The following is a 13,493-nucleotide window of genomic DNA, read 5'->3' as shown; positions in this document are numbered from 1 at the left end:
TTGGGGTCGAGGGGTCAGCAGCTGATGGTGGTGTCGCCGGTGTCGGTGGTGCAGGTGTCGGTGCCGAGGCCGCCGTTGGCGGTGTCGCCGCCGGTGCCGTCCTGGACGTTGATGGTGTCGTTGCCGAGGTTGCCGCTCATGGTGTCGGTGCCGGAGGTGTCGACGAGGGTGTCGTTGCCGTTCTGGCCGTCGAGGTCGTCGTTTCCGGGGCCGCCGTAGATGTGGTCGTCGCCGTTGTCGAACAGGTGCAGCAGCGAACCCAGCAGGGTTTCACCGTAGTTGCGGTCGTTGCCGGCCTCGCCGTAGAGGTGGTCGGCGCCGTTGCCGCCGCCCATGATGTCGTCGCCGTCGCCCCCGTGGAGGGTGTCGTCGCCGTTGCCGCCGTCGACGGTGTCGTTCCCGGTGCCGGCGTGGATCGTGTCGTTGCCGTTGCCGCCGTTGATGGTGTCGTTGCCGCCCAGGCCGCAGATGACGTCGGCTCCGGAGGTGCCGGTCAGGGTGTCGTTGCCGCTGGTGCCGGTGATCGTGCAGCCGTGGCCGTTGGTGACGGTGGTGTTCTCGGCGTCGGTGTCGTTGGCGGTGTTGGTGTCCGGGCTGGTGGCCGTGACGGTCGCGGTCGCGGTGAGGGTGCCGGTCGCGGCGGGTTCCACGGTGATCGTCACGGTTGCCGACGCGGAGGCGGTGAGCGTTCCGACGGTGCAGGTGACCGTCGGTGCGGTGATGGAGCAACTGCCCTGCGGCGTCGACGCGGACGCGATGGTGCGCGCGACCCCGGTCAGGGTGACCGCGGCGGTTGTGCCGGTGGCGGTCGCGGGGCCGTTGTTGGTCACGGTGGCGGTGTAGGTGTACGTGTCGCCGAGCGCGACCGGGTCGGCGGAGTCGGCGACGGTGACCGCCACATCGGCCGACGGATCGACGTAGGTGTACTGGTCGGCGGCGGTGATCGTGCTGGTTCCGCCGGGGGTGGTGACCCGCACGTCGACGGTGCCCGCGGCGTGCGCCGGGCTGGTGGCGGTGCACGAGGTCGCCGTGCACGAGACTCCGGTGGCGGGGGTGCCGCCGAAGGTGATCGTGGTGGCGCCGGTCAGGTCGGTGCCGGTGATGGTGACGGCGGTGCCGCCTGCGGTGGTCCCGGAGTTCGGGGTGACGGCGGTGATCTCGGGGGCGGGGGTGGTGTGCAGGGAGAGTTGCCGGGCGCCGGTGACGCCGGTGGCCGCGGTGGTCACGGCGTTCGTGGCGGTGTCGATGGCGCGGATGTTGCCGGGTGCGGTGCCGCTGGGGTTGACCTGGTCGGTGACGTAGGCGGTGGTGCCGCTCGCGTCGACCTGGACGTCGGAGGGGCTGCCGAGGCCGCCGACGAACGCGGTGACGGTGTCGGTCGCGGTGTCGACGACGTGGACGCCGCCGGCGCCGGCGTTGGTGGCGTACAGGGTGGCCCCGTTCGGGGTGATCGCCAGGCTGATGGGTGTCGAGGCGGGGATGGTGGCCGCGACGGTGTTGGTGGCGGTGTCGACCCGGGCGATGACCGAGCCCCCGCCGACGGCGACGTACACGGCGGTGCCGGCCGGGTTGACCAGGACGCCGTACGGGGTGTTCGGCATCGGCACGGTCGCGGTCACCGTGTTGGTGCCGGTGTCGATCGCGACCAGGGCGTTCGGTGCGAACGTGGTGACGTAGGCGGTGGTGCCCGCCGGATTCAGCGCGATGTTCTGCAGGTTGCCCGGGACCGGGACGGTCGCGGTGATCGTGTGGGTGGTGGTGTCGACGACCTCGACGGCGTGCGCGGAGGTGTCGGCGACGTACACCTTGGTGCCCGCGTTGTTCAGGGCGAGTGCGGTGGGGATCCCGGCGAGCGGGACCGTCGCGGTGACGGTGTTGGTGGTGGTGTCGATGACCGCGACGGTGTTCGCGAACGCGGTCGCCGCGTAGGCGGTGGTGCCGGCCGGGTCGACCACCACGTCCTGGGCGTACCCGCCGACCGAAACGGACGCGGTGGTGGCGCCGGTGGTGGTGTCGACGACCGAGATCGCCTGCCCGGCGAAGTTGGTCACGTAGGCGGTGGTGTGGCCGGGCTGGACCGCGTTGGCGGCGGGCGCGGTCGCGGCGACCAGGCCGGTCGCGGCGAGCATGGACGCGGCGGCGGCCGCGAGTCGGTGTCGCCACCGCGAACGAGGCGGGTGCAGCAGGGTGTTCGGGGTCATCGGGATTGCCTTTCCTGTTCGATCCGGCCGTGGGCCGCGGGGATCACGGGGGTTATGGGGCGAGGATCTGGACGGTGATGGTGCCGCCGTGGGAGGTCAGGCCGCCGGGGGCCAGGCACTGCAGGGGGTTGACCAGGGCGTAGGCCCAGACGAACACGGCGGTGGCGCCGGTGAATTCGCCGGAGGTGACGGTGCCGGTGCCGACGGTCTGCAGGATTCCGCCGGTGACGGTCAGGACGTAGGTCAGGGCGGCGGTGGAGGTGTGGGTGTTGTTCCAGGTCACGGTGATCGGGGTGCCGGGGCCGGCCTGGACGTCGTTGCACGCGGCGCCGGGGATGGTGCCGCCGAGGCCGAACGAGCCGCTGGTGAGGGTCGGGTCGGTGGAGGTGCAGGAGGACAGGGTGTCGGTCTCGGTCAGGGCGACGCTCTGCGGGGTGAGGGTCAGGCCGGGGTTGTAGGTGGCGCTGCTGGTGCCGGTGCAGGTGGTGGAGGAGGAGGCGTGCGCGGCCGGCGCGAAGGCGAGCACGGCCGCGAGCAGAACCAGCAGGATCACGGCCTGCGGGACGACGGTCGGCAGCCGGAGCCGGTCGGGGAAGCGGTGGGTGACGGACATCGACTGGGCTCCTCGTGATGGGAGGTGCGGGCACGGACGGTGCGGGGCGGAGCGGCGAACGACCGGAAGGATCCGGTCGTCCCCTTGGTGCGCATGTCGTTGCCGTCCCGGCCGTCGTGGCGCGGACGTGCCCGGATGCGGACAAGGTGAATTCGCCAGGCGCCCCGGTGGAGTCGGGCCATGCCCGTCCGGGTCGTGACTCGGGCACGCCGGCCTCGGGCGCGGTCGAGGTCTCGGGGTCGTCCGGGCCGGCAGGCCGGTCCGGTCAGGGGCAGGTGGCCAGGAGGATGGAGACGACGGTGCAGGTGGCGGTGCTCGTGTCGTTGGCCGGGTTGGGGTCGGTGGGTGTCGAGGCGGTGCGTACGCCGAGGACGGACACGTGGCCGAGGGAGAGCAGGTGCAGCGGGACGCGGAAGGATTTCGCGCTGTCGGCGCCGTTGGCGATGGCGCCGTAGGTGCACGTCACGCTGCCGGTCGTGGTGGTGCAGCCCGCGGACACGTTGGTGGCGGTGGCGCCGGGCGGAAGGCTCGCGGTGATCGTGGCCGAGGTGACCGCGCCGGGGCCGTTGTCGTGGACGGTGAGGGTGTAGGTCAGGTACGGGACCAGGATGCCCAGGTGCGGCTGGGCGGTGACGGCCACGGCGATGTCGGCGTTGGGCGCGATGTAGGTGTACCGGTCGGCGGTGGTGATCGCGCTGACCCCGCCGGGGGTGGTGACCCGTACATCGACGGTGCCCGCGGCGTGGGCGGGGCTGGTGGCGGTGCAGGAGGTCGCCGTGCACGAGACGCCGGTGGCGGGGGTGCCGCCGAAGGTGACGGCGGTGGCGCCGGTCAGGTCGGTGCCGGTGATCGTCACCGGGGTGCCGCCCGCGGTGGTCCCGGAGTTCGGGGTGACGGCGGTGACGGTCGGCGCGGGTGCGGCCAGGCGCAGGACGCTGAGGGTCTGGGAGGTGTTGTTGACGACGTAGCCCAGGGTGCCGTCGGGGCTGAGTGCCACCGCGACGGGGACGTCGCCGACGGTGGTGGTGTCGGTGACGGTGTTCGTGGCGGTGTCGACGACGACGAGGGTGTTGGCGCTTGCCAGGGTGACGTAGGCGTGGGCGCCGTCGGGGGCGAAGGCCAGGCCGACCGGGTTGCCGGCGGTGGTGATGGTCCCGGTGATGGTCAGGGTGGTCAGGTCGACGACGGTGAGGAAGTTGTCGTTGGAGTGGGCGACGTAGGCGGTGTGGCCGTTCGGGCTGACGGCGATGGCGAACGCCTGGTCGCTCAGGGTCGGGGTGGGGCCGGCGGTGTGGGTGGCGGTGTCGACGACGCTCAGTTTGTTGTCGCCGGGGCTGACGACGTAGACGTGGGCGCCGTCGGGGCCGATGGCGAGGCCGCGCTGGAAGGGGGAGCCGAGGGTGATGCTCGCGGTCACGGTGTTGGTGGCGGTGGAGATCGCCTTCACGGTGCCGTTGGGGAACGTGGTGTCGGAGACGTAGACCTCGGTGCCGTCGGGGGTCACGGCCACGTCGTAGGGCGCGTTGAAGCCGGTGACGGTGGAGGTGACCGTGTTGGTGGCGGTGTCGATCACGCTGACGGATCCGGAGCCGCCGTTGGCGACGTACAGGCGCGATCCGTCGGGGGTGACGGCGATGCCCTGTGGGCCGCTGCCGACGGTGATGGCTCCCGTGGCGGTGTTCGTCGCGGTGTCCACCACGGTGACGGTGGTGCCGGCCGGCCCGCCCGGGCCGCCGCCCCCGCCGGCGTTGGTGACGTAGGCGTGCGAGCCGTCCGGGGACACGGCCACGAAGTTCGGGCCGGCGCCGACCGGCACTGTGGCGATCACCGTCGGCGTCACCGCGGCCGCCGGCGCGGCGGTCAGGGCGACCATGCCGGTGGCGGTGAGGATCGAGGCGGCGGCTGCCGCGACCCGGCGCCGCCACCGCGAACGCGGCGGGCACAGCAGGGCGTTCGAGGACATCGACGGTTCCCCCCATCGGTACCGCGACCCGGCGGCGGGAGCGGACACCCCCGAGGACCACCCGGCGCGGTCGCGCACGACCCCCCACACGCCGCCCGGGACACGAACACCGAGAGCCCGCCGGGCATCGCAGCAAACCTCCCGGAACACCACTCATCCCACCGCCCGATCCACCCGACACGACCGGAAATCCCCCTACAACGGCCTGATAGCGGCGAACCACCCGAAACGGATCCCGGCATTCCGGTGGGCCGCCCGACATGGCCCTCCCGGGCGCAAACGGGGTACTCCCGCGCCTGGTCGGAGAGGTCGCTTACGCCGCCCGCACCCGCACCCGCACCGGACGCCTACGTCACCCCTCCTGGCACCGTCTACGCCCCGACCGCGCCCCCGACATTCACCCACCTGAGACAGGCACGGGTCCTAACGGCCGTGCGGATCAGACCGATGCGCAAGGCTTCGCCCTCTGCGCGTTCGAGGATCTCGACGGTCTCGGCGAGGCCGAGTGTCGGGAGCCCGCGCTTCCGGGCGTGCCGGAGTCGTGTCCGGTAGCAGCGGAAGTGCCGGTCGGGCGCCGATGTGCACCCCCACAAATACGCAGGCTGTATATGGGGTTCATCGTGAGTAACCCCAATTCACCCCGGCCGGCCCGGCCCGGCTCACGTCCAGCGCATCGCCAACGCGTCCAACGCCGCGATCCGCTGCGGCGGGAGTTTCGCCTTCCTGCTCCTGGTCGTGGTCATCCACACCCCCAGCTGTACGTCCTCCGGCCACCCGTCCGACGCCACCACCGGCTCCGCGTGCCCCCGCGGCACTTCGAGATGCCCGACCCGGGCCCGGCACGCCGCCTCCTCGCAGAGGCCGCCCGGCCCGGCCGACCGCCACCTCGACGGCCGGAGAGGCAGGGCGGGAGCAGGAGGGCGTTGCCCGCGGGGCGGGGTCCTCGTTGGTCGGTGTGGCCGGGTGGCGACGATCCGCGCCGGCCGCTTTCGACGAACGAAGGGGAAAGACGACATGACCGACACCCGGACGGGCACGGCCGTGCGCGAGGGAAGCCCGGACTCGGCCGTGGACCGGGTCGCCGACTTCTACGGCGCCTACATCGACGCCGTCGACGACGGCACCGACGACCTCGGCAGCGAATTGCGCGCCCACTACCTTACCGAGGATCTGCGCCAACGCCTGGCCGCCTGGGAGGAAGCCAACCACGCCGACGGCGTGCTGCGCGCCCAGGACGTCCCCACCCACTGGCAGCTCGCCTACCACGACTCGGGCGCCGGACACCTGTTCACCACCATCACCCTCACCTGGGGCACCGGCCCCGACGCCCGACACACCCGCCTCGCCGTACAGAGCGACCTGAGCACCAAACTCATCTCGGACATCGAGGACGGCGCCTGACGCCCACCCCGCTGCACCAGGGCGAACCAACAGCCGCCGCGCGCGTCCGCGATTCCTGAACGCGAGGGCTCCGACCACCACCGGTCGGAGCCCTTCCCGCCGGACTCGAACACCGACAACGGATCCCACGTCCAGCGCATGTCGAGCGCGTCGAGTGCTGCGATCCTCTCGGCCGGGTGTTTCGGCCGCCTACTTCTGGTGGTGGTGATCGCCGCCGTCGCCTTCGCGCCGGCGGCGGATCGGGCATCGGGCCCGGTCGCCGGATCAGATCGTCGGGCGCCGATCGGGCCGGTAGGCCCACGGGCGGACCTCTTCCAAGGCCGCGCCGACGCGGAAGACGCTCTCGTCGTCGTAGGTGCGCCCGACGATCTGTACGCCGGTCGGCACTCCGTTGGACGCGAACCCGGACGGCACCGCCAGCACCGGTACCCGGCTGCAGATACTGAACGGCAGCGTCATCGCCGCCATGAGATAGAAGTCGAGTTCGACTCCGTCGACGACCACCCGGTTCCGGGTGTAGTCCTCGTCCGCGACGAACGCCGGGATCACCGTGGTCGGGCAGATCATCGCGTCGAACCGGTCGAGCAGCTCGCCGAGTTCGCGATAGATCTCGCCTTCGAGCTCGAGCCCTTCGATGAAGGACGTCCGCACGGCCGCGGCCTGGTCCGCGAACGCGCGCAGATAGGGATTGACCAGATCGGGCGCGGCAGCGACCGCTTCGGCGGCCTCCGCGCCCATGATGCCCGCGAAGTGCGCCATGGCCGCCCGGTGGATCAGGTCCTGCGTCCAGCCGAGTTCGACCTCCTCTACGATGGCGCCCGCCGCGCGCAGCGCCTCGGCCGCGGCGCGCGTGTTGGCCTCGACATCGGGGTCCAGGCGGTAGTCGCCGAGGTTGAGGCACAGGGCGATGCGCATGCCCTCGGCGCCGCGGGCGCCGGCGTACGTCTGCGGCAGGACGAGCTTGGGTCGGATCGAGACGACGTCGCCCTTCCACGGCCCGGCGATCACGTTCTCCAGCAGCGCGCAGTCCGCGACGGTGCGGGCCATCGGTCCGTCGTGGCAGTACTGGTCGAGGCTGTACGGCGGCAGCGCCGGGACCCGGCCGAACGGAGGCTTGAAGCCGACGACACCGTTGAAGGACGACGGGATCCGGATCGATCCGCCGATGTCGGAGCCGGTCGCCAAGGGGGCGTATCCCGCGGCCAGCGCCGCACCCGATCCTCCGGACGAACCCCCGCACGAGTACTCGGGGTTCCACGGGTTGCGGGTGACGCCCCACAGCTTCGAGTGGGTGAAACCGGCCGCGCAATACTCCGGTGTCGACACGCGCGTGTGCACGATGCCGCCCGCCGCCACGATCCGCTCGATCACCGGATGCGTCACGTCCGCGACGTCGTCCACGTGCAACAGGGATCCCAACCGGAGCGGATGCCCTTCGATGGGGTGCTCCTCCTTGGCCGCGACCGGAATGCCCTCGAGCGCCCGCGGGTCGCCGCCACCCCGGCCGGCGTAGCGGCGCTCCGCCTCCCGGGCCGCCTCGTACGCCTGCTCGTGCAGCGTCTCCACCACGGCGTTGACGACCGGTTCGACGGCGCGGGCGCGTTCCACGACCGCGTCGAGGAGTTCCACCGGCGACAACTCACGGGCCCGGAACGCCGCGAGGGCTTCGGTCGCGGGCATGTAGGCAAGATCGGTCGAAGATCCCGATGACACATTGACTCCCATGGGAAACGAGGAGATCGCGCTCGCGAGAGCACGCTCCGTCCGGGTCCGGACCGCAGACGCCGAGACGCCGCCCCACCCCGGACCGACGTGCCCGGAAGGCTCCGGCGACCCCCGCCGCGACACGAAGGTCGCACCGGGGATGCACACTCCGACGCCACAGGGCCGCCACGCGGGCCCCGCAACGTCGGCGAGCGGCCGGAGGCCGTGCCCGGACGGACAGTGGGACGGGGCACGCGAAAGGAATTCCGGGAATTCCACCTTTCGGGCGGACGAGAGAGAAGGCGGACACCGTCGACATCGGCGCCCGAAGACTGCACGAGTATCGATGCGGGAACGTTCCCGCGCAACAGTGCGGGACCACCCCCCCTCGACGGTCCTGTGGATCGACTTCGGCAGCCGGACGCCCGCGGTGGCCTGCCCGGATCGCGGGGCCGACGCGTTGCGCGTGCACAGCACGTACCGGCGCCGGCCGGCGGACCGGCCGAGCGGCGGTTGCCAGGTGGTACAGCGGCTTCGGGTGCGACGGTTCTTCCGCATCAACAACGGATGCGCACGCTGTACGTCAAGGATCCGAACGGGCCACACCTGGAATTCACCCTCGATCACCCCGACACGGAAAAGATCGAAACGGACCGGCGGACGACGGTGCATGCCGATCCGGCCCGCCCGCTCGGTCGTGACCACGGCGGCAACAATCGATGGCGCTGACGTCCACCCACCCCCGCGGACACGATCAGGACCGGAGTCGCGTCCACCTCGCGTATCCTCTCGACGCCGCGCGCGAGGACCTCGGGACCTCGGCCCCGTGGACGACGCCAACGCCGACCGGGTGTACCAAGTGCCCCGCCGCATCCGCGACCACTACCTCACCGGTCCCGACTCGGACCGACCCGAGGGGCTGTCAGGGACGCCTACACGCCCTCGCCTGAGAGTGATGGCGGGCAGGGAGTGCCAGCGGGCCTGTGTGTCGTGCATGATCAAGGCGCCGTCGAGTTCGGCGGTGCCGGGTGGGAACCGTCGGGGATCGTCGAAGAAGGAGGATTCGGCTGCGGTGACGCGCTACGGACCAGCACGATGGTGTGCAGGGCGTGGTTGGCCTGGCCGCCGACGCGGTCTGGCGTGCGGCCGTATGACAGTCCCACCGCCGGCACGCGAGGCGGTGTCGAGGCTTCGCAGTGCCATGCGTCCTCGGCGGGGATGCCGCGCGTCGGCTCGATTCGATGTCGCCCCGGCGAGAGTGTGATCCGCGCGAAGGTGCCCCGTGTATCGGGGTGCGGACCCGATGCCGTGCATGTCTGCGACTTACACACGCGGGGGTGTCGAGGAGCCGTCGGCAACCAAGGCGGCAAGCCTTTGCGCGTGGGCCGAACCGGCTTCCACCACGTGGATGAACAGGCTCAAGCCCGGGTCGTGTGTGACGTCGAGGCGCTCGTAGGGGAGCTTGAGGTCGCCGATGGCCGGATGATTCACATGCACGTCGCCCGAGCGATGGTGGATGATGTTGTGATCGTCCCAGCGGGACCTGAACTCCGTGCTGCGCAGATTGAGGTCGAGGATGAGCCTGGAGAGTTCGCGATCGTCGGGATGACGTGTGGCGTACCACCGGAGCGCTCCCACTGTTTCGTCGGCGACGCGTTCCCATCGGCACTCGAAGGCTCGGCTGACCGGGTTGAGGAAGATGAAGCGCGCCTGGTTGCCCTTGTCTTCGGGGTTGGTGAACAGGGGCGCGTAGATGGCGCGGGCTTCGCGGTTCCCGGCAAGGAAGTCCATGCGGTAGTTGGTGATCCACGCCGGCAGTGGACTGAGCGCATCGGTGATCACCTGTAGTGCCGGGCGTACGGCATCGCCATGGTGATCTTGTGCCTTGGCGGCCGTCGGGACCTTCTCCACGGAGTGCGCGAGGTCGTGGAGGTGCGTGGCCTCGAGATCGTTGAGGCCGAGGGCGCGTGCGATGGCGCCCAGTACGGTCTCGGAAACCCGCACCTTCTGGCCGCGTTCGAGGCGGGCGTAGTACTCGACGCTGATGCCGGCGAGTGCGGCCACCTCCTCCCGTCGGAGGCCGGGTACTCGCCGCCCGATGCCGCTCGCACCACTGAAGCTGGTCGGGTTCACGCGTGCACGGCGGGAGCGGAGGAATCCCCCCAGGTCACTGTCTTCAGGTGCCATGGTCCGAAACTGTACGCCCGGGATGGCCTAACACGTACTGCCAGTACGCGTTACCTGGACCGCGTAACAACCGGCTCTGCCACGCAGCGGGTAATTCCCTCCACACTGAAGCCACCCGGTTCCCGGTGATTCGGTGCGGCAACCACCATCGCCTCGGCGACTGATCCGCCGAGGTTTGTCCGCACACGGGATCCGGGCGCCGACCGCGGTCTACGCGACCGCAGAGACGATCGAATCCAGCCCGAACCCTCGGGCGCAAGGAAATAGCACCCTCTTCGCCGAGCGAGATCTCGAAGTGAGCACACATGACATCGACCGCAGAACTCTCGGGCGCAGGGTGGACCGTTCGTCGCACTTTCGTGTGCGGCGGCTCGGACACATCGACCTGCTCCGGGCGAACCTCGTGAACGTCAGCGCCTTCAATCGCGATGTCGCCGGTGTGGGCGTGCCCTATCGCAAAGGTGAACGCGGGTTCTTTCACGCGAAAGGCAGCACCCATCACGATCTCGAGCTGCCCGACGCAGGACCTGCAGGTCGTTCTCGGCTGAACTCCTTCTGAATCGCCTCTGGAACACCTCGCATTCGAGTTCGAGGCCGGACTGTCGCTCGCGGATGCCCCGGCGAGGTTCGGACATGTGTGACAACCCGATGCGACCGTCTCGAAGGGAGACAAACCCATGACCGCGCAGGCGGAACGTCCGACGCCATCCCCGGACGAGCACACGCGCACCTCGCCCATGCTGGTGCCCCGAAGGAACTACACCGATCCCGGCCTCTACGAAGAGGAGCGGGTCAAGATCTTCCGGCGTACCTGGCAGCTCATTTGCCATACCTCCGAGCTCCCCGAGGCGGGTAGCTACCGCACGGCCAGGATCGCCGGAGAACCGGTTGCGGTGTGGCGCGGCACCGATGGGGTCATTCGTGGTTTCCACAACGCATGCACCCACCGCGGAGTCGAGGTACTCCTCGGCGCCAAGGGCACGTGCCCGGGTTCGGTGAAGTGCATGTACCACGCCTGGGCCTTCAGCGACAAAGGCGACCTCATCGGGGTGCCGTTCCCGCGGGCCTATGGTGAGGGCCTGGACAAATCCGAGTACGGCTTGACGCCGGTCAAGGTCGCGGAGTTCGCCGGACTCGTTTTCGCCGCCATCGACCCGGTCGTCGAGAACTTCGAGGACTATCTGGGCGAGGCGGCGCGATATCTCCGGGAATTCATGGTCGATACCGAGGTCATCGGCCGCGCCCGATGGGACTACCCGGGCAATTGGAAGCTCTGGACCGACAACTTCCGGGACAACTATCACCCGCAGTTCTTGCACCGCATGATCGCCGACGGCCGCGGCGGCATGCAGCCCGGTAAGAATTACGAGCTGGCCAGCGGCCACTCGATGCTGACGTTCCCCGCGTATGGCGGCTTCAACATCGAGAAATATGCCGCCGGCCTCTCCGCCGAGCTGGGCGAGAACCTCACGCTGACGGTCGAGGACTCCGCCAGTCGCGGCCATACCGCTCAGGAACAGGAAGCCCGACTCGCGGCGTGGGAGCGGGACGTTCGTCACGGCAACACGATCTTCGCGGTCTTCCCGAACTTCGACCTGCAGTACGACGCGGACGGCAGCAGCATCTTTCTGGAGGTTGCGACTCCCCTGGGTCTGGACAGCACCGTCGTGGAGCTCATCATCCTGGGCAAGGTCGGCGAGTCGGCGGCGGAGCGCAAGCGCCGCCTGGAGACCGGCGCCGATTCCCAGGGCTCCTGGGGCAAGATCACCGCGGACGACCTCGAGGCGTCGGTACGTGCGCAGAGCGGACTGCGGGGCACCAGCCTCGAGACCTCCCACATGGGCCGCGGTCTCAAGCCGGGCAAGGTCGGCGACAAGTTCGACGAGTACTCGCTGCGGTGCTTCCACAAGCTCTGGAATTCCTACATCAACGAAGAGCCCATCGTGTTGGAGAAGGGGTTCGTTCATGAGTGAGCAGCGGGTATTCGAGCATGAGGTCGTGCAGCCGCAGACGGCGCCGACCAGCGGCACTCGCACCTACGACCCGGCCGTGATGGAGCGGGTGCGTGCCTTCTACGCCGACTGGGCGGCGTGCCTGGACGAGGACCGTTACCGCGACTGGCTGGGGTTCTTCCATCCGAACGCCGAGTACTCCGTGACGGATCGGGACAACGCCGACACCGGCCTGTACCTGACGAAGGAGCGCGGGATCGTCGCGCTTCAGGTCCGCGCGGCCTACCTCTCCGGGTACTGGCGCATGCGGCGAAAGCCCCGAGTCCACCTGATAGGCAATCTGCGCGTCTTCATCGAGGGCAACGGCACTCTCCACGTGAAGGCGAGTGTGGTGTTGGTTCGCACCGGCCTCGACGGACACTCCCAGGTCCACGCCGCCGGCACGTACGACGACCTCCTGGCCGCGAAGGGCGAGGGCTTCGAGATTCTCCGCCATGCGGTGGTGCTCGACGCCGACGTGCAGCCCTATGACATGACCGACATCGTCTGACCGTTGGAGAGGGAACCCGTGATGAATCAGGACCGACATATCCGCGCGCTCGGTTACGTCGGATTCACCAGCGCCCGACTCGAGGACTGGCGAACATTCGGCACAGGCATTCTCGGACTCCAGGACGTGTCCGCAGCCGACGCGGCGGAGACGGAACTGCGTCTGCGCATGGACGAGCGCTCGTGGCGGATCGCCGTCGAGGCGGGCGCCGAGGAGGGGCTCGCGTACCTCGGCTGGGAGACCGCGTCACATGACGCACTCGCGGCGCTGGTCGGCCATCTCACCACGCACGGTTTCGACGTGGTCGAGGAGGCGCCGAATTCGGCTCGGCATCGCGGGGTCGCGGAGCTTTACAGCAGCCACGATCCGGACGGCAACCGGCTGGAGTTCTACTGGGGCCCGAGCGCCGATCCGGATCCGTTCCACTCACCCGCAGGAGTGGAGTTCGTCGCCGGCGCGCTCGGAGTGGGCCACATCGTGCTCCGCACCGTCGAGTTCGACGCCTGCAACGAGTTCTACCGCGACGTCCTCGGATTCGGACTCAGTGACTACCTGATCATGCCGCCGCGGCTGATCAACTTCCTGCACGTCAACGAGCGCCATCACAGTCTCGCCCTGATCCAGGGTGACCCTGCGGCGCCCTCGGTCAGCCACCTGATGCTCGAGCCGACGCACATCGACATGGTCGGCCGAGCGATGGATCGCGTACATGCCTCGGGTGCCAAGCCGCTCGTCGGACTCGGTCGGCACGTCAACGACCGGATGATCTCCTGCTACCTCGAGACGCCGTCCGGCTTCAGGCTCGAGTACGGCGCCGGCGGTGCGCTGATCGACCCGGCGACGCACATTTCCACCAACCACACCGGCGACAAGGTGTGGGGACACCAGCGTTACTGACCGACTCGGCGGATCGATCGTCGAA

The 13,493-nt window shown here is 69.7% G+C and carries 12 protein-coding genes and 1 pseudogene; 7 read left to right on the top strand and 6 right to left on the bottom strand.

Annotated features, from left to right (window positions below):
• Positions 1–14 precede the first annotated feature (14 nt).
• The 3 genes from ACIBM5_RS31540 to ACIBM5_RS31530 form a co-directional block, all read right to left on the bottom strand.
• Positions 15–2,201: an IPT/TIG domain-containing protein gene (locus ACIBM5_RS31540; RefSeq protein ID WP_396009979.1), complete on the bottom strand. Its 2,187-nt coding sequence runs from the start codon at positions 2,199–2,201 to the stop codon at positions 15–17.
• Between the two features lie 52 nt (positions 2,202–2,253).
• Positions 2,254–2,814: a hypothetical protein gene (locus ACIBM5_RS31535; protein ID WP_396009978.1), complete on the bottom strand. Its 561-nt coding sequence runs from the start codon at positions 2,812–2,814 to the stop codon at positions 2,254–2,256.
• Between the two features lie 265 nt (positions 2,815–3,079).
• Positions 3,080–4,777, bottom strand: a complete 1,698-nt coding sequence (locus ACIBM5_RS31530; protein ID WP_396009977.1) for a beta-propeller fold lactonase family protein — start codon at positions 4,775–4,777, stop codon at positions 3,080–3,082.
• A 266-nt stretch (positions 4,778–5,043) separates the two neighbouring features.
• On the opposite strand from ACIBM5_RS31530, the pseudogene ACIBM5_RS31525 reads away from it, so the two are divergent.
• A pseudogene (locus ACIBM5_RS31525) lies at positions 5,044–5,172 on the top strand (ATP-dependent DNA ligase); the annotation flags it as partial.
• Positions 5,173–5,436: 264 nt separating this feature from the next.
• Here the strand turns inward: ACIBM5_RS31525 and ACIBM5_RS31520 are convergent.
• Entirely contained in the window at positions 5,437–5,793 is a 357-nt protein-coding gene (locus tag ACIBM5_RS31520; RefSeq protein WP_396009976.1) for a helicase associated domain-containing protein, read from the bottom strand.
• Between ACIBM5_RS31520 and ACIBM5_RS31515 the strand changes: the two genes are divergently transcribed.
• Positions 5,792–6,178, top strand: a complete 387-nt coding sequence (locus tag ACIBM5_RS31515; RefSeq protein WP_396009975.1) for a hypothetical protein — start codon at positions 5,792–5,794, stop codon at positions 6,176–6,178. The two genes, ACIBM5_RS31520 and ACIBM5_RS31515, sit on opposite strands and share 2 nt — an antisense overlap.
• Positions 6,179–6,442: 264 nt before the next feature.
• Here ACIBM5_RS31515 and ACIBM5_RS31510 read toward each other — a convergent pair whose 3' ends face one another.
• Entirely contained in the window at positions 6,443–7,858 is a 1,416-nt protein-coding gene (locus ACIBM5_RS31510; protein ID WP_396009974.1) for an amidase, read from the bottom strand.
• A gap of 591 nt (positions 7,859–8,449) precedes the next feature.
• On the opposite strand from ACIBM5_RS31510, the gene ACIBM5_RS31505 reads away from it, so the two are divergent.
• Positions 8,450–8,611 carry a hypothetical protein gene (locus ACIBM5_RS31505; protein ID WP_396009973.1) on the top strand — a complete coding sequence of 54 codons (162 nt, stop codon included), beginning with the start codon at positions 8,450–8,452 and terminating at the stop codon, positions 8,609–8,611.
• Positions 8,612–9,205: 594 nt separating this feature from the next.
• Here ACIBM5_RS31505 and ACIBM5_RS31500 read toward each other — a convergent pair.
• Positions 9,206–10,069: a helix-turn-helix transcriptional regulator gene (locus tag ACIBM5_RS31500; protein ID WP_396009972.1), complete on the bottom strand. Its 864-nt coding sequence runs from the start codon at positions 10,067–10,069 to the stop codon at positions 9,206–9,208.
• Between the two features lie 295 nt (positions 10,070–10,364).
• Between ACIBM5_RS31500 and ACIBM5_RS31495 the strand changes: the two genes are divergently transcribed.
• The 4 genes from ACIBM5_RS31495 (at position 10,365) to ACIBM5_RS31480 (ending at position 13,468) form a co-directional block, all read left to right on the top strand.
• Positions 10,365–10,628 carry a hypothetical protein gene (locus tag ACIBM5_RS31495; RefSeq protein ID WP_396009970.1) on the top strand — a complete coding sequence of 88 codons (264 nt, stop codon included), beginning with the start codon at positions 10,365–10,367 and terminating at the stop codon, positions 10,626–10,628.
• Between the two features lie 118 nt (positions 10,629–10,746).
• Positions 10,747–12,042 (top strand): aromatic ring-hydroxylating dioxygenase subunit alpha, encoded by a 1,296-nt coding sequence (locus tag ACIBM5_RS31490; protein ID WP_396009968.1) that lies wholly within the window; start codon positions 10,747–10,749, stop codon positions 12,040–12,042.
• Positions 12,035–12,571 carry an aromatic-ring-hydroxylating dioxygenase subunit beta gene (locus ACIBM5_RS31485; RefSeq protein ID WP_396009967.1) on the top strand — a complete coding sequence of 179 codons (537 nt, stop codon included), beginning with the start codon at positions 12,035–12,037 and terminating at the stop codon, positions 12,569–12,571. Before ACIBM5_RS31490 ends, ACIBM5_RS31485 begins: the two co-directional genes overlap by 8 nt.
• A 21-nt stretch (positions 12,572–12,592) precedes the next feature.
• The gene (locus ACIBM5_RS31480; RefSeq protein ID WP_396009965.1) at positions 12,593–13,468 is read left to right on the top strand and encodes a VOC family protein; all 876 of its coding nucleotides are present in this window, start codon (positions 12,593–12,595) and stop codon (positions 13,466–13,468) included.
• Positions 13,469–13,493 lie beyond the last annotated feature (25 nt).

Origin of the sequence: Embleya sp. NPDC050493, from assembly GCF_044458105.1 — a bacterium.
GTDB lineage: Bacteria > Actinomycetota > Actinomycetes > Streptomycetales > Streptomycetaceae > Embleya.
Note: the sequence above shows the minus strand (reverse complement) of the source record. Positions and strands in the feature narration are given on the sequence as shown.